Genomic DNA, 14,917 nt, shown 5'->3' with positions numbered 1-14,917 from the left:
ATCCAGGCACCACAGGGAGATCCGCCATGCGGAAGATACTCATCGTCGGAGCCGGCCAGTCCGGTCTCCAGCTCGCGCTCGGCCTCCAGGCGCACGGCTACGAGGTCACCGTGATGTCCAACCGCACCTCGGACGAGATACGCGGCGGCCGCGTCATGTCCACCCAGTGCATGTTCGACCGGGCCCTGCAGCACGAGCGCGACCTGGGGATCGACTTCTGGGCGGACCGGTGCCCGCGCGTGGAGGGCATCGGCGTCTCGGTCGCCGGCCCCGAGGGGACGCGTCCCGTGGACTGGCTGGGCCGCCTCGACGACCACGCGCAGTCCGTGGACCAGCGCGTGAAGATGGCGGGCTGGATGGAGACCTTCGTCCAGCGCGGCGGCCGGCTGGTGATCCACGGCGCGGCGGTCTCCGACCTGGACTTCTTCGCCCGCGCCTACGACCTGGTGCTCATCGCGGCGGGCAAGGGCGAGCTGGTGTCGATGTTCGAGCGCGACGCCGAACGCTCCCCGTACGACAAGCCGCAGCGCGCGCTGGCCGTCGCCTACGTCCACGGCCTGGAGCGGCGCCCCGAGCACCCCGACACCCTGGCGGTGCGCTGCAACCTGGTGCCGGGCGTCGGCGAGTTGTTCATGATCCCCGGATACACCCTCTCCGGCCCCTGCGACATGCTCTTCTGGGAGGGGATCCCGGGCGGCCCGCTGGACGTCTTCCAGGGCGTCAAGGACCCCGCGGAGCACCTGTCCCTCACGCTGGAGCTGATGGAGCGCTTCACGCCCTGGGAGTACGCGCGGGCCACCAAGGTGGAGCTGACCGACGCGGGCGCCACGCTCGCCGGCCGCTACGCGCCCACCGTCCGCAGGCCGATCGGCCGGCTGCCCTCGGGCGGCGCGGTGCTGGGCGTGGCCGACGTGGTGGTGGCCAACGACCCGATCACGGGCCAGGGGTCCAACTCCGCCGCCAAGTGCGCGGCCGTCTACCTGGACTCGATCCTGGAGCGGGGCGACAAGCCGTTCGACGAGGAGTGGATGCAGGCCACGTTCGACCGCTACTGGGAGACGGCCCGGCACGTCACCAAGTGGACGAACGCGATGCTGGCGCCGCCGCCGGAGCACGTCCTGAAGCTGATCGGCGCGGGCATGGAGCACCAGGCGCTGGCCGACCGCTTCGCCAACGGCTTCAACGACCCCTCCGACTTCGAGAACTGGTTCTACGAGCCGGAGAAGGCGGAGGCGTACCTGGCGGGCCTCGCCGCCTCCGCCTGATCCCGCTCCGTTCGGCCCCGCGCGTCCCGCCCTTCCGGCCCCGCTCACCGGCCGCCGGGGCGGGGCTGCGCCGCGTACGTCCCCTCCGCGCGGCGCAGCCGGTCCAGCTCCCGGTCGGTGAGCGAGGCGAGCCGCCGCTCGACCTCCGCCAGCCGCCGCCCGACGGCGTCCCGCAGCCGCCCGCGCCGTTCGGTGAGCGTCCGCTGCCGGTCCAGGGCGCGGCGCGCGCGGGTGGCCTGCGCGTCCAGCCGCCGCTCCTCGGCGGTCAGGCGCTCGGCCGCGGCGGTCCGGCGCGCGGCCATCCGGTCCAGCACCCGCCCGTACTCGAACACCGTCCGCACCTCCCGCAGGTCGCGGCCGAGGAGCAGCCGCAGGTGGGGCGGGAAGGGCCCGACGCCCTGGTACCGCCGCCGGGCGATCCGCCCGGCCTCGTCGCGCACCGCGTCCAGCCGGACGCGGGTGTCGGCCAGGCGGCGCTGGAGCCGGGCGGTCCGGGAGCGCTGCGCCGTCAGTTTCCGCTCGGCGGCCCGGTGCGCCTCGGCCTCGGTCGCGGTCCGCTGGTACAGGTCCCGCAGCCGGGTGAGGAGTTCGCCGACGGGCTCGTCGGCGGCCTGGGCGCGGTGGGCGGCGCCGGCGGGCGGCACCGGCACGGCGGTGGCCGCGACGGCAAGCACCGTCGCGGCCACCGCCGTCCGTACCGCCCGTACGAGGCGGCCCCGCGCTTGCGACACCGGTCCACCTCCGTGCCTTCCGGGGGTCCTCGGTGATCGTGGCACGCGGGGCCGCGGCCGGCCTCCCGGACCGGCGTGCGGATGCGGCGATCGACGCAATCCGTACGCCGGCCGGGTGACGCGGTCCTGCGGGCAGGACCCGCCGGCCCCGTCAGACGGGCCGCTTGAGCGTCACGGTCAGCGCCCACTCCGAGGGCCGCTCGGTGTACATCACCGCGCCCGCCAGGTCGCTCTCCTGGGTGGGGGTGACGTCGTCGTACGGGAAGGCGTAGCCGCGGCGGTCGGCCACCAGCTCGTGGACCAGCCGCGCGTACTCGTGCCGGGGCCCGTGGACGTAGAACTCCCGGGAGGTGGCGTCGGGCTGGGAGGGGTTGCTCACCAGCGTGGTGCGGCAGAACGCGGCGCCCAGCACCGCGGCGATGCGGCCCTGCTGGGTGGCGTTGATCCCGTGGAGGGAGCCGTCGCAGCCGAAGATGTCGGCCTCGGCGGTGGTGCCGGTCGTGCCGGGCTTGGGGAAGGAGTTGGGGGAGCCGTCGGTGATCCCCTCGAAGACCAGCCGGTCGCCGTGGGTCCGGCCGACCACCGTCTTGCCCGGCCAGACGTCGCCGAGGGTGATCCGCAGGTCCTGGCCGCCGTCGGCGCGGTACTTGTGCCACACCTCGTCGACGTAGCCGCGGTAGTGCCCGGCGAACACGTCCTTGCCCAGGCCCGGGAGCTTGGCGGGGCTGGAGACCCGCACCAGCCGGTCGCCGTCGTACAGCGCGCACTTGCCCCAGTCGCCGCCCGCCTGCTTCAGCCGCTCGGCCAGCAGGGCGGTGCCGCCGGCGGGCATGCCGCCGACGTGCTGCACCGCTCCGCTGCCCGGGGTGAGGGTGAGGGCGATCGGGAGGGCGACGCCGTCGACGCAGGTGATGTTCCCCCAGATCCCGCTGGGGTTGTAGGTGAACTCGCAGTAGTCCCACATCGTGCGGTACGAGGGGTCGGCGGTGTTGGCGGCCGACGGCTGGACCACGGCGCCCGCGGGGGCCCCCGCGTTGGGGTTGGCGAAGAAGGCCACGCTCTGGCCGAGCGAGAAGTACACCCGCGCGCCGGTGAGGTGGGTGTTCAGCCGGATCTCCTGGTTGAACGGGAGCCGGCGCGAGGAGAGGAAGCCGCTCAGGTCGTACATCCGCTCGCCCGGGTTGGGGATCGGGTCGAGCTGACCGGTCGAGGGGTTGAGGAACCCCTGCCCGCCACCGGGGTAGTCGGCGTGGAGGTAGGCGAACGCGGCGGACTGACCGGACTCGTTGACGAGCTTCAGGGTCGGGGCCGCGTTGGCCGTGGAGGCGTTGGAGGCGAAGCCGGTGGAGGTGGCGGCGTAGCCGATGACGGGAGCGGCGACGGCTGCGGCGGACAGGCCGAGGAACCTTCTGCGTGACACCACGGTGGGGATCTCCTGAGGGACGTGGGCGTGGCATGAGCACGACAAAAGAGGTCGTGCGCCCGATCGCCGCCCGAAAAGGGGGATGGGGGAGCGACCGGATGTCGCCACTGTGATGAAGGGAGGCCCCAAAGGTCAAGACCTTTCGCAGAGAGCGCTCTCAATTTAAGGTTCGCTTACAACTCCTGAAAGATCTACATCAGTTGGGGCCGTTCTCCACCCGCTCGCCGGCCGTCCCGGCCCCGCCCGCCCCCCGGCGGTCGGCGGCGCGCGCCGGCTCCCGGGCTCACCACGGCAGGAAGCGCCGTCCGCCCAGCTCACGGGCGAGCGCCGCCCAGGCGCCGAGGGCGGGGAGCCAGTCCTGCGGCAGCCACTCCCGGGCCGGACGCCACGCCGTCCCCGCCGGGTCCAGCCAGGCCGCGAGCGCGTCCGCCGCCGGACGGTGACCGGGCACCTTGTGGAGGCAGCCGAGCAGCACCGGATGCAGGGCCGAGGGAACGCCGGTGAGGTCGGGGTCCTCCCGGGCGGAGGGCAACAGGCTGCCCGCGAAGGGGTGGTGACCGCCGCTCGCGGTGAGGGCGAGCAGGACGCCGAGGTCGAAGACGTCGTCGGCGGGCCGCCCGCGCTCCTCGGCCAGGGGGTCCAGGGCGAGGGCGCAGTCCGCGACCCGGGGCCGGTCGGCGGTGACCAGCACGGCGGTCGGCCGCAGGGCGCCGTGGACGACCCCGGCGGCGTGCAGCTCGGCCAGGGCGTGCGCCAGGGCGGCGCCGAGGACCCGTACGACGGCCTCGGGCGGCGGACCGTACCGGCCGAGGAGGTGGGCGAGGGAGGGGCCGGGCACGAACTCCGCCGCGGCCCACGGCCGGTCGCTGTCCAGCTCGCAGTCCAGCGGCCGCGCCAGGTACGGGCCGGCCGTCCGTGTCCGGACCGCCTCCAGGTCGTGCCGGAGCCGGGCCCGCAGTTGCCGGTCGCGCAGCAGTTCGGGGCGGAGCGCCCGCACGGCGGCGGTCCGCCTGCGTCCGCCGTGCCGGGCGGCGCCCCGGCCGAGGTAGACCGGTCCCGCGGTGCCGTGGCCGAGCAGCCCGCGCAGCCGGTAGGGGCCGAGCTGCCGGGGGTCATCCGTACCGAGGCGGGCGATCCCTGGGGTCACGGGCGGCAGATTAGGGCCGCGGGGCGGGGAAGGGCGGGAGAAGAGCCTCACATGCGCCGTTCCTGCCGAATTCCTTCGCAAACGCGCGCCGTGTCCCGGAGCCGGCGCGCCTTGTGGGAGGTCAGCGCCTGCCGGGCTCCCCGTCCCCGCCGGCTCCGCGTCCGCCCCGCCGTCCCCGCCCGCCCCACGGCCACCGCGGTCCGCTCCTCGGCCTGCCCTCCGGCAGGTGGACGTACCGCCAGCCGCGCGGCAGGGCCAGGCGCCGGCCCACCGCGACCGGCTCCAGCCGGTAGACGTGGACCACCGGCTCGCCGCCCGACGGATCGGGCACGGGAATCTCGTAGTACTTCGGTGGCCGTCCGGTGGGCCCCACCAGCACGGGCAGTACCCGCCCGTCCATGGGCCCGCCGACGAACACCGTCTCCTCGCTCCTCACCGTCCCAGTCTGACCCGGCCCGGTCCCGCGGCCACGGCGGCCCTCACGCCGGCCCTCACCGCGGCTCTCACGGTGGCCCTCACGACAGGGGGAGGGCGTCGCCGACCACCGGGGCGACGCGCCGGGCCAGCCGGCCCACCGGCCCGTCCGGGTGCTCCAGCGCCAGCGCCGCCCGGGTGACCCTCGCCGTCTGCGGATCGCCGGCGGCGGTGGCGGTGAGCAGGGCGACGAAGTGGTCCACCAGCCAGTCGCGCAGCTCCTCCAGCGGCGGCTGCTTGTTCTCGTCCAGCCAGATCAGCGAGGCGGCCTCCACCGCCGCCAGCCAGGTGCGGACCATCATCCGCAGCCGCGGGCCCGGCTCCGGCACCCCCAGGTGCAGCAGGATCTGCTCGGCCGCGGCCCGCCGCACCCCGTCCACGATCGCGCTCGTCCGGGACGTCTCGGCGACGCTGCCGCCCTGGAGCAGCGCGGCGAACCCCGCGTCGTGCTCGTCGACGAAGGCCAGGTAGCGGTCCAGCGCGCGCGACAGCCTGCGGCTGAGCGGTCCGGTCTGCGGCTCGTCGAAGCACTGCCGCAGTTCGTCGGCCGCGCTGCCCAGCGCGGCCTCGTACAACTGCTGCTTGCCGCCGGGGAAGTAGCGGTAGACCAGGGGGCGCGAGACGCCCGCGGCGGCGGCGACGTCGTCGAGGGAGACGTCCTCGGGCGCGTTGTGGGCGAAGAGGACGAGTGCCGTGGTGATGAGCTGGCCGCGCCGCTCCTCCACGCTGAGCCTGCGGTACGCCGGGGCGGTCATGGGGGCAGCGTACCGCCGCCGCCCCGGCGGCCCTCAGGCCAGCAGGCCGGAACTCCTCCACAGCCTGCGGCCGACCCCGCGCAGCACCCCGATCTCGTCCAGGAAGTCCGTCAGCCGCCGGGCGGCCGTCTGCATCACCTCGCGGCGGTGGGCGCTCGCCCGCACCTGCGCGAGGGCCTCGCGGCGGTCGAGCCCGACGTCCGTGTAGACCTGCGGGTTGACGAAGGAGACGGACATCACCCGGGCGGCCTCGCCGGAGCTGATGCGGGTCAGCTCCGCCTCCCAGCGCGGGCAGTCCACCATCTGGCGGCGCAGTTCCTCGCGCGCGTAGCGCACGTGCCGCGCCTCCTCCACGACGTGGATGCGGGTGATGCCGCGCACCAGCGGCTGGACCCGCTCGTCGGGGAAGGTCAGCCGCTGCATCCAGTCCAGGATCTCCTCGCCCAGCAGCGTCGCGGTGAACGAACCGGGCGTGGTGGAGACCGTCTTGAGCACCCGCGCGAGGTTGTGGTGCAGCCGCGTGACCGGATACGCCCGCGTGCCCGCCTTCTGGATGAAACGGGCGAACATCTTGGAGTGGCGGCACTCGTCCTCGATCTCGGTGAGGGCGTAGCGCACGTGCGCGCTGGTCAGCGGCTTGTCGTAGATGTGCCTCACCAGGAGCTGCATCAGGATGATCTCGAACCAGATGCCGATCGAGGCGAGCGAGGCGGCCTCGTGGCGGGCCAGGTCCATCCGCTGCTCCTCCGGCATCCGCCGCCACAGCGGCGTGTCGTACAGCGAGACCAGCTCCGGCGGCCAGAACCACTTGCCCTCCTCGAAGGGCGCGTCCCAGTCCAGTTCCTTGTCGGGGTCGAAGGAGTGCCGGGCCGAGGATTCGAGGAGGCGCTCGGCCACCTGCTCGCGGTCCCTGAGCAGTCCGAGGGCGTCCCGGAGCCGTCCGGCATCGGTCGCGGTCGTCATCGCACGGCCACCTCACAGTCGGGTGTTACTGACGGTCACACCAGGGTCGCCACTTATGAGACTACTCGTCAGCAAGCTCGTCAATCCCCCGTGCACGCCTTGTTGACCCCGCGGTGGGGCCGTGTGACCCTGCCCGACGACCGCCCGCGCGGGACTCGCGGGACTCCGCATGGCCGAGGAGGCGCTGTGCCCGACCGTGAACCGCAGACGACCGCCCCCGCCGACCCGCTCCGGTCCGCCGACCCGCACTGGCAGGTGCCTGCCTCCGGCGCGGCCCGCTTCGCCTGGGGGCCGGTGTACCCCGGCCAGGAGGACGGCCCCGGCCGCGAGAGGCTGCTCGCCCTCTACCAGAAGGGCAAGGACAAGCAGTGGGACGGAGCCCGGCGCATCGACTGGGAGCTGGAGGTCGACCCGTACGACCCCCTCGGCCTGCCCGACGAGGCCCTTCCGCTGTACGACACGCCCCACTGGCGCCGGATGGGCGAGCGGGAACGGGCCGAGGCGCGCAGGCACTTCGCCTCCTGGCAGTTCAGCCAGTTCCTCCACGGGGAGCAGGGCGCGATGGTGTGCGCCGCGCGGATCGTGGAGTGCGCCCCCGATCTGGACGCCAAGTTCTACTCCGCCACCCAGACCCTGGACGAGGCCCGGCACGCCGAGGTCTACGGCCGCTTCCTGGACGAGAAGATCGGGCTGGTCTACCCGGTCAACGACGACCTGAGGACCCTTCTGGGCGACACCCTGCGCGACTCCCGCTGGGACATGCCGTACCTGGGCATGCAGGTCCTGATCGAGGGGCTGGCGCTGGCCGCCTTCGGCATGCTGCGCGACTCCACCGACAGGCCACTGCCCAGGCAGATCCTCACCTATGTGATGCAGGACGAGGCCCGGCACGTCGCCTTCGGGCGGATGGCGCTGCGCGACCACTACCGGCAGTTGTCGGAGGCGGAGCTGCGCGAGCGCGAGGAGTTCGTCATCGAGGGCTGCCACCTGATGCGCGATCGCCTCAAGGGCACCGAGGTGCTGGAGAACCTGGGCGTCCCCGCGCGGGAGGCCGAGGCGGTCTGCGAGGGGTCGCCGTCGCTGCGGCTGTTCCGGAAGCTGCTGTTCAGCCGCATCGTCCCCTGCGTGCGGGACATCGGGCTGTGGGGCGGGCGACTGCAGCGGGCGTACGCGGACATGGGCGTGTTCGACCTGGGCGACGCCGCCCTGGACCGGCTGATGACCCAGGACGAGGAACTGGCCGAGCGGCTGGACGCCGAGCGCTTCGCGGCCGAGGAGGCGGCGCGCACGGCGGAGGTGGCCGAGGCCATCGCAGAGGGAGCGACCGAGGGGGCGGCGGACGGCGGCTGAGCCCCGGGCCGGCCCGCCGGGAGGGAGCGCCCCGGGAGGGTCTGCCCTCCCGTCGTCCTCCGGGGCGCTCGAAGGTCCCGCGCGGGCCGGACGCGTGGGGCGCCGGACCGTGCCGCTCGCGCGGGCGCGGGACGCGTTCCCCGGCCCCCGCGACCGCCGGACGGCGCGAACGCCCGCCCCCGGGGCCGGAGACGGCACCGGGGGCGGGGCGTTCGGATGCGCTCAGAGCCGGAACTCAGTTGCGTTCCTGGTTGCGGTCGTCGTGGCGCTCGTGGCAGAAGTGCGGAGCCGGGCCGATGTTGGCGACGTAGCGCGCGGAGACCCAGCCGTCGTGGCGGTGGTGGTGCCTGTCCAGCTTGTACCAGAGCGGGTTGCCGCCGACGCGCTGACCGCGCACCTTGCACTCGATGTGGATGATCGAGCGGTACGGCAGGGTGCGGATGACCCTGCTGCGGGTGTTCGGGTACGCGCGGACGTTCAGCCCGTTCCTGGCGAGGACGCGGCCCAGGTAGGTGCGGACGGCATCGGTGGTGGCCGGAGCGGCCTCGGCGGTGTTCGGGGCGCCCTCGGTCATGTTCGCGGGAGCCTCGACGCTCGGCCGACCGAGGTCGGTGACGGGAGCGGGCGGCTCGGCGAGAGCAGGCCCGGCGGCGGTGGCGAGTGCGGCGGCGCCACCGGCGGCGCACAGGGCGAGCTTGCTGAGCTTGGACTTGAACATGCGGAGAAACCTCCTGGGAGGGGAGGGCCCGGCGCGGGGCCGGGCCCGGGGAAGGGACACATGGACTGCGTCACGGCCCGTATCGGGCCGATCACTACCACGCGCAATTCACGTTAAATCGGTACATATGCGTTCGCAATTCATCACACAGAGTCGCCGAATCGGCCAAATCCCAGCTCAGCGCCCCTGTGTCGCCCCGCGCCCCTCCGGCGCCCCCCTTGCTCCGTACGGATGGACGTGCGCCCCTCCCGCCCAGCTCAGCGCCCCAGCCGGACACGGCGCCCCGCCGGAGGTCCGTGGACGCCGCCCGCGGGCCGTGGAACGCTGGACCGGCGCAGCTCCCACGAGATCCCGTGGAAAGCCCCGTGGAAAGAAGGCCATGACCAGCCGCCCCGCATCCGAGTCCGACGGCACCGCACCCGGCTTCACCGAGGAGGACCTGCGCGCGCTCGCGGGCGACCGGTCCTTCGAACGCGGCCGGGGCTGCCTCTCCGCCGTCGAGGACCTGGCCGCCACCGACGGCGGGATCACCGCCACGGTGTACGGCACCGGCACCTACCGCGTGACCCTGCGGCCGGCGCCCTCCGGACTCGACGGCCGCTGCGACTGCCCCCACGGCCGGGACGGCTTCTTCTGCAAGCACTGCGTCGCCGTCGGCCTGCGGACCCTGGCCCTGGGCGACGGACTCCCCCGGGTGCGGGCCGCGACCGCGGCCCGCACCCGGGCCCTGGAGGACTGGCTGGACTCCCTGGACCGCGCACGCCTGCTGGCCCTGGTCCGCGAACAGCTCGCCGCCGACCCGGAGTTCGGGCGCCGCCTGGAGCTGCGGGCCGCCCTGGACCGGGCGGACCGGGAGGGCCCGGCCGCCGTACGGGCCCGGGTGCTGCGGCTGCTCGACACCAGGCCCTTCGAGCAGTACGGCGTGGTGGCCCACCGCGACGCCGCCGCCTACGCCGTCCAGGCGGCCGAGGCGGCGGCCGCCGTACGCTCCCTGGCCGCGGGGCCCCTCGCCGGGGAGGCGGTGACCCTCGCCCAGGAGGCCGTCACGGCACTCGGCGAGGCCGCCGAACGCGTCGACGACTCCGACGGCGGGCTCTCCCCGGTCGCCGACGACCTCGCCGCCGCCCACCTGGCGGCCTGCCGCTCCGCCCGCCCCGACCCCGGGGGCCTCGCCGACTGGCTCGCCTCGCACCTCCTGGGCGACACCAGCCACCTGCCGGAACTCGACCCCGCCGACTACCGCGACGTCCTCGGCGAAGCCGGCTGGGCCGCCCTGGTCCGCCGGGTCCGCCGGGCCCACCGCGACCGCCCGTCGGGGTGGACGGAGCAGTACGTGCTGGAACAGGTCCTCAGGGCCGAGGGCGGCGTGGACGTGCTGATCGGGGAGATGGCCGCCGACCTCGCCCCGGACGGCTCCACCCATCTGCGGATCGCCGGGGAGCTGGACGCGGCCGGACGCCCGGACGAGGCCCTGGCCTGGGCCGAGCGCGGACTGGCCGAGCGGGGGACGGACGAGGCGACGGGAGAGCCGTACCCCGCCGTCCCCGCGCTGGTGGAGTACCTGGTCCGCCGTCACACGGCGGCCGGACGCCATGAGGACGCCCTCCGCGTCCTGCGCGGCGACCTCCGCGCCCGGCGCACCCTCGGCGCCTACCGGCGCCTGCGGGAGGCCGCCCGCGCGGCAGGCCGCTGGTCCGGGGAGCGCCCGGCCGCCCTCCGCCTGCTCCACGGCGACCGCGTGCTGATCGACGCGCTGCTGGACGACGGGGACGCCGAGGCCGCCTTCGCCGCCGCCCGCGACACCGGGGCGGCCCCGGACCAGTGGGTGCGCGTCGCCGACGGCATCCGCGACCGCCGTCCGGCCGACGCCCTCGCCCTCTACCGCCGCGCCGTCGCCCCGCTGCGGCGCAGGACCGGGGACGCGGCGTACGAGCGCATGACGGAACTCCTGCTCTCGGCCCGCGCCTGCCACCGGACCCTGGGAACGGAGGACGAGTTCGCCGACTGGCTCGCCGGCCTCCGCGCCGACCAGAAGCGCAAGCGGAAGCTGATGCGGATGCTGGACGAGGCCGGTCTGTGAGCCCTGCGGGCGGCGGCGACCGGACGGGCCGGGGGACCGGTTGACGGGGCGTGGGTGATCGCCGTGGCCGGCCGGGAACCACGGCGAGGCACCGGCGGCACCCGGTGTGCCCCGGGGGACGGGAACGCGGTGGCCCCGCGGCGCGGGCGAAGGGGAGCTGTCAGGCCAGGAGTTCGCGGGCCAGCACCCCGCTCCACCACCGCTCGACCCGCTCGGGCGACCAGCCGCGCTCGACGGTGAGCGTGGTGTAGACGTCGATGTTGCACACGGCCGCGTAGACGTCGACGGCGGACCGCACGTCCAGGCCGCTCCGGAGGACGCCGTCCGGCCAGGAGGAGAAGACCCGCACGCGGGTCTCGTCGCCCCGCCTGCGGCCGTCGCGGTAGGCCGCCGCCAACTCGGGCTCGGTGCGGCCCGCTTCGCGCACCAACGTGATGACGTCGCCCGCGCGCTCGAACAGCCGCCGGTCGTAGGCGGCCATCGCCGCGAGCTGCCGCTCGGGGTCCGTCCCGGGGGCCTCCAGTTCGGCGAGCATCCGCGACGCGTCGGCCGACAGGTCGGCCGCGTCGGCCAGGGCCCGGGTCAGCCCCGCCTTGTTGCCGTACGCCGCGTAGACCGTCGGCGCCGAGACGCCCGCCTCGCGCGCCACGTCGCGCACGGTCGTCGCCGCCCAGCCGCGGGAGACGAAGAGCCGGCGGGCGGCGCGGGCGATCTCCGCCCGGGTCTCCTGCGCCTGCGTCGTCCGGCGCAACGAGTCGTAGCGACGACGGCCCGGCTCCGCACCCATGGTCCGCTCCCTGGAACTTTACGCGCCTTATAATGAATAAATGATACGTCAATCATCCGGGGTGCCCGCCATGGGCTTCTCCCGGATCAGCGGCATCGCCGCCCTCGGTTTCGCCGCCGTGATCGTCCTCGGCAACGTGATCATGGTGCCCGCCGGTCTCCCGTCCACCGGGGCCGAAGCCGCCGAGGCCGAGGCGTTCTTCGGGGCCGAGGGCGGTGCCGTCGGCGCCGGGTCCGCGCTCGCCCCCGCCGCCTGGGTGCTGGCCACGCTGTTCGGCGCGGGGGCGGTCCGCGCGCTGTGGCGGTCCGAGTGCGACCGGCGCGAGGCGTGGTCGCTGCTCGGGTTCGCCGGCCTGGTCCTGCAGAACGCCACCTTCGCCGGGGTGGTCGCGGTCCGCCTCGCGCTCGCGTCGACGGCGGCGGACGACGACACCGCCGTCCCGGGGCTCTGGGCGCTGCACGACGCGCTGTTCACCCTCAACGGCACCTTCCTGGCGCTCGCCCTCACCGGCCTGTCCGTCGGCGGCCTGCGCGCCGGGCTCGTCCGGCCGTGGCACGGCGGGCTGGGGCTGCTGTCGGCCGCGCTGCTGTTCGGCTCGGCCACCCTCGCCCCCGTGGTCGTCGACCGGGGAGGCCCCTTCGGACTCCTCGGCCTCGCCGGCTGGCTGATGTGGGTGGTCTGGATCGTCGCGTACGGCGTCGCCCTGATCCGCCTGGACCCGGCCCCGCGGGTTCGCGGGACGGGCTGACCGGCCGGGCGGGAACGGGGGAACCCCGCCGGGCCGGGCCCGGCGGGGTTCCCGAACGCGTCGTGTTCCCGGGGTGTCAGAACCCCCGTGTCACCACGTCACGTTGCCGTTGCCGCCGTCGAAGACGACGTCGGAGCAGGAGTAGAAGTTCTCCTGGCTGTCGGAGCGGATCCAGTGGATGTAGATGATGTGCTGGCCGGAACGCTGCGGGAGCTGGACGTTCCAGTAGTAGTGACCGGACTCGGAGCCGACGCTGCCCGACTGCGGCGGGTTGGTCACGCTGTTGATCTTCTCCAGGTCACCCCAGGCCAGGGCCTTGGTCGGGGACCAGCCCTGCTTGGTGATGTACACGTCGAAGCGGCCCGGGTGGTGCGCCCAGTTGCTGTGCTTGACCTGGATGTTCGCGCCGGAGGTGAGGTGCGTCTTCGGCCAGTCGGTGCGGGCCGCGTTGTACGCGGAGAACTGGAACGGGCCCCGGTCGCCGCCGCTGCACAGCTTGCCGTCGGGGATGTAGCCCGTGGTGCGTCCGCCGCCGTTGGAGTCGAGCACGGCGAACCAGTTGTACAGCCCGGTGGTGCCGTTCTGCCGGACCGCGTCGGCACAGGCCGGGTTGGACGGCGTCTGGTGACCGTTCCTGACCAGGTCCTGGTAGCAGAACCAGGTGCGCGAGCCCGGGAACAGGGTGGCACCGTGGGCCGACGCGGGAGTGGTGGTCGCGAACGCCGTGACGAGGGCGAACAGCGCCGCTCCCAGCACGCTCAAGAAGCGGGGCGCGCGGATCGGGGACTTCCTCCGATCCGTGTGTCGTATGGCCATGTGGGGGGGTCTCCTTCGGAGTACGGGTGACCGGCGGCATCGACCCGTTGACGTCTGGACGGGCCGACCGCAACCCGCCGTCGGGATGTGCAGCCATGCGCGGAGGCGCCCCCGTCGGCTGCGGACAGCCTGCCTATGGGAGCGCTCCCAGATATCCAACGTAGCGTCAACCGGAGGATTCGTAAACGTTTCTGGCAATGTTCCCCGCGGGTTGTGCGCGGCGTTGCGGAACCGTCCGCGACACACCGCGGCAACGTGCCGCGGCCATGCGGGACCGACGGCGGAACGGGGAAGCGGGAAGGGGAGAGGCGATGAGACCCGCGGTGGGGGAGGTGCCGCGCCGGTGCGGGGAGTGCGGCGGATACGCGTACGGAGGGGCACCCGCGTGCGCCGCCTGCCGGGACCGGGTGGACGGCATCGTGGAGGAGGAGTGGCGCCGCTTCCTGCACGACTGGGACGTCGGCGCCGACCAGGAGGCGGCAGTCGCCGAGATGGTGGCGGACGAACCCGACCGGCACGACTGGCGCGTGGTGGACGCGGCCCTGGACAGGCTGGCCTGTCCCGGCTGCGGCGGCGGGCTCGGCCGCGGCCCGGTCGGCTGCGGCCCCTGCGACCTGGCCCACGGCTTCCGCTACGCGGCCGTCGAGACGGACCGGCCCGGTGTCCCGCCGGGCAACGAGCACGCGATCCGGGTCAACGTCTCGGTCGTGCGCCGACCCCATGCCGTCTCCGGGAACGAACTCCTCGTGCGGCGCCTGCTGCTGCCCTTCCTGCTGGTGGGTTTCCTGCCCACCACGGAGGAGGCCCAGAGGATGAGCGCGCTGGCCAGGAGGAGTCCTCCGCACCGCAGGGCGCGCGTCCTCGGGGAGGCGATCGAGGAGGTGTTCCGGAGCCGCTGACCCCGGCCGGCCCGGCGCGCGTTACGCGTCGAGCGCGGCGCGCTCCCGGCGCTCCCGCTCGAAGTACGCCCGCATGACCTCGGTGTGCGCGGGGAAGGCCAGCTCGACCGCCTCGTCGAGCACGAACCACTCCGTCGCCTCGGCCGTGGCCGACGACGGCGGCAGGGTCCTGGCGTCCCGGTCGGGCAGCAGGGCGAAGAGGAGGAGGGTGACGGGCGTGCTGCGGGCGTCGAGGAGCCGGACGCGCTCCGCGTCGGCGTCGAGCCCGGTCTCCTCCTTCAGCTCCCGGACGGCGGCCTGCTGCCAGGTCTCGCCCGTCTCCATGTAACCGCCGGGCAGGGCCAGCCGCCCGCGCTGGGGCTCGATGTCCCGCCGCACCACCACCAGCCCCCGCGTGCCGGCCTCCGTGACGACGGGCTGCAGTGCGACCGCGACCGGAAGGGGATTGGCCCAGCTCGTCTCGCCGCAGCCCGGGCAGTCCCGGGGCCATCCGGCATCGGCCGGGTAGGCGGTCCCGCAGTACGGGCAGTGGGTGATGCGGCGGCCGAGGGTGTATCCCATGGGCGGACCCTCCCTTCCTCGCGCGCCCGGGGACGAGGCGGCGCGTTCGGTACCAGGCCCCGCCACCGGACAGGGCTGCCGGCAGCGTATCCGCCCACCCGGCCGCGGAACCGTACGGGTGACCCGGCGGGCATCAGGCGGCGACGGACATCGCGGTGGGAGTGGGGACGATCCGCTCCGACCGCAGTCCCGCGGCGCCG

The 14,917-nt window shown here is 74.5% G+C and carries 14 protein-coding genes and 1 pseudogene; 5 read left to right on the top strand and 10 right to left on the bottom strand.

All coding sequences use genetic code 11. The features are described from left to right. The first annotated feature begins 26 nt into the window (after positions 1-26). Positions 27-1,265, top strand: coding sequence for a styrene monooxygenase/indole monooxygenase family protein (locus VE546_RS24820; protein WP_324926080.1), 1,239 nt, complete (start codon positions 27-29; stop codon positions 1,263-1,265). Positions 1,266-1,309: 44 nt separating this feature from the next. On the opposite strand, the gene VE546_RS24815 is transcribed toward VE546_RS24820, so the two are convergent. The 6 genes from VE546_RS24815 to VE546_RS24790 form a co-directional block, all read right to left on the bottom strand. Beyond that, positions 1,310-1,996, bottom strand: a complete 687-nt coding sequence (locus VE546_RS24815) for a hypothetical protein (protein WP_324926078.1) — start codon at positions 1,994-1,996, stop codon at positions 1,310-1,312. 151 nt (positions 1,997-2,147) lie between these two features. Next, positions 2,148-3,419 (bottom strand): glycoside hydrolase family 64 protein, encoded by a 1,272-nt coding sequence (locus tag VE546_RS24810; protein ID WP_324926076.1) that lies wholly within the window; start codon positions 3,417-3,419, stop codon positions 2,148-2,150. A gap of 283 nt (positions 3,420-3,702) precedes the next feature. Then, positions 3,703-4,566, bottom strand: coding sequence for a hypothetical protein (locus VE546_RS24805; RefSeq protein ID WP_324926074.1), 864 nt, complete (start codon positions 4,564-4,566; stop codon positions 3,703-3,705). A 121-nt stretch (positions 4,567-4,687) separates the two neighbouring features. After that, positions 4,688-5,002: a hypothetical protein gene (locus tag VE546_RS24800; RefSeq protein ID WP_324926072.1), complete on the bottom strand. Its 315-nt coding sequence runs from the start codon at positions 5,000-5,002 to the stop codon at positions 4,688-4,690. Between the two features lie 79 nt (positions 5,003-5,081). After that, the gene (locus tag VE546_RS24795; RefSeq protein ID WP_324926070.1) at positions 5,082-5,795 is read right to left on the bottom strand and encodes a TetR/AcrR family transcriptional regulator; all 714 of its coding nucleotides are present in this window, start codon (positions 5,793-5,795) and stop codon (positions 5,082-5,084) included. A gap of 33 nt (positions 5,796-5,828) precedes the next feature. Then, positions 5,829-6,758, bottom strand: coding sequence for a diiron oxygenase (locus VE546_RS24790; protein WP_324926068.1), 930 nt, complete (start codon positions 6,756-6,758; stop codon positions 5,829-5,831). Positions 6,759-6,944: 186 nt separating this feature from the next. Between VE546_RS24790 and VE546_RS24785 the strand changes: the two genes are divergently transcribed. Next, on the top strand, positions 6,945-8,108 hold the full coding sequence (locus VE546_RS24785) for a ferritin-like domain-containing protein (RefSeq protein ID WP_414720571.1): 1,164 nt from the start codon (positions 6,945-6,947) through the stop codon (positions 8,106-8,108). A 235-nt stretch (positions 8,109-8,343) separates the two neighbouring features. Here the strand turns inward: VE546_RS24785 and VE546_RS24780 are convergent, their stop codons facing one another. Beyond that, positions 8,344-8,826, bottom strand: a complete 483-nt coding sequence (locus tag VE546_RS24780; protein ID WP_324926066.1) for an SH3 domain-containing protein — start codon at positions 8,824-8,826, stop codon at positions 8,344-8,346. Between the two features lie 379 nt (positions 8,827-9,205). On the opposite strand from VE546_RS24780, the gene VE546_RS24775 reads away from it, so the two are divergent. Continuing rightward, on the top strand, positions 9,206-10,906 hold the full coding sequence (locus VE546_RS24775; protein ID WP_324926064.1) for an SWIM zinc finger family protein: 1,701 nt from the start codon (positions 9,206-9,208) through the stop codon (positions 10,904-10,906). Positions 10,907-11,066: 160 nt separating this feature from the next. Here the strand turns inward: VE546_RS24775 and VE546_RS24770 are convergent, their stop codons facing one another. Continuing rightward, positions 11,067-11,693, bottom strand: coding sequence for a helix-turn-helix domain-containing protein (locus VE546_RS24770; protein ID WP_324926062.1), 627 nt, complete (start codon positions 11,691-11,693; stop codon positions 11,067-11,069). Between the two features lie 40 nt (positions 11,694-11,733). Here VE546_RS24770 and VE546_RS24765 point away from each other — a divergent pair, with 40 nt between their 5' ends. Beyond that, a complete protein-coding gene (locus tag VE546_RS24765) occupies positions 11,734-12,441 on the top strand; it encodes a 2-oxoglutarate/malate transporter (protein ID WP_324926060.1) in 708 nt (235 codons plus the stop codon). A gap of 96 nt (positions 12,442-12,537) precedes the next feature. Here VE546_RS24765 and VE546_RS24760 read toward each other — a convergent pair. Continuing rightward, positions 12,538-13,257: pseudogene (locus tag VE546_RS24760) on the bottom strand (lytic polysaccharide monooxygenase auxiliary activity family 9 protein); the annotation flags it as partial. A gap of 311 nt (positions 13,258-13,568) precedes the next feature. Between VE546_RS24760 and VE546_RS24755 the strand changes: the two are divergent. Beyond that, positions 13,569-14,156, top strand: a complete 588-nt coding sequence (locus VE546_RS24755) for a hypothetical protein (protein WP_324926058.1) — start codon at positions 13,569-13,571, stop codon at positions 14,154-14,156. Between the two features lie 21 nt (positions 14,157-14,177). Here VE546_RS24755 and VE546_RS24750 read toward each other — a convergent pair whose 3' ends face one another. Beyond that, entirely contained in the window at positions 14,178-14,717 is a 540-nt protein-coding gene (locus tag VE546_RS24750; RefSeq protein WP_324926056.1) for an NUDIX domain-containing protein, read from the bottom strand. Positions 14,718-14,917 lie beyond the last annotated feature (200 nt).

It is taken from the genome of Streptomyces sp., from assembly GCF_035644915.1.
Lineage (GTDB): Bacteria > Actinomycetota > Actinomycetes > Streptomycetales > Streptomycetaceae > Streptomyces.
Note: the sequence above shows the minus strand (reverse complement) of the source record. Positions and strands in the feature narration are given on the sequence as shown.

What these genes read in the sequence shown, in the direction of transcription:
- VE546_RS24820 (WP_324926080.1), top strand. Translation starts at nt 27, where the DNA reads ATGCGGAAGATACTCATCGTCGGAGCCGGCCAGTCCGGTCTCCAGCTC.
- VE546_RS24795 (WP_324926070.1), bottom strand. Translation starts at nt 5,795, where the DNA reads ATGACCGCCCCGGCGTACCGCAGGCTCAGCGTGGAGGAGCGGCGCGGC.
- VE546_RS24790 (WP_324926068.1), bottom strand. Translation starts at nt 6,758, where the DNA reads ATGACGACCGCGACCGATGCCGGACGGCTCCGGGACGCCCTCGGACTG.
- VE546_RS24780 (WP_324926066.1), bottom strand. Translation starts at nt 8,826, where the DNA reads ATGTTCAAGTCCAAGCTCAGCAAGCTCGCCCTGTGCGCCGCCGGTGGC.
- VE546_RS24775 (WP_324926064.1), top strand. Translation starts at nt 9,206, where the DNA reads ATGACCAGCCGCCCCGCATCCGAGTCCGACGGCACCGCACCCGGCTTC.
- VE546_RS24770 (WP_324926062.1), bottom strand. Translation starts at nt 11,693, where the DNA reads ATGGGTGCGGAGCCGGGCCGTCGTCGCTACGACTCGTTGCGCCGGACG.
- VE546_RS24765 (WP_324926060.1), top strand. Translation starts at nt 11,734, where the DNA reads ATGATACGTCAATCATCCGGGGTGCCCGCCATGGGCTTCTCCCGGATC.
- VE546_RS24755 (WP_324926058.1), top strand. Translation starts at nt 13,569, where the DNA reads ATGAGACCCGCGGTGGGGGAGGTGCCGCGCCGGTGCGGGGAGTGCGGC.
- VE546_RS24750 (WP_324926056.1), bottom strand. Translation starts at nt 14,717, where the DNA reads ATGGGATACACCCTCGGCCGCCGCATCACCCACTGCCCGTACTGCGGG.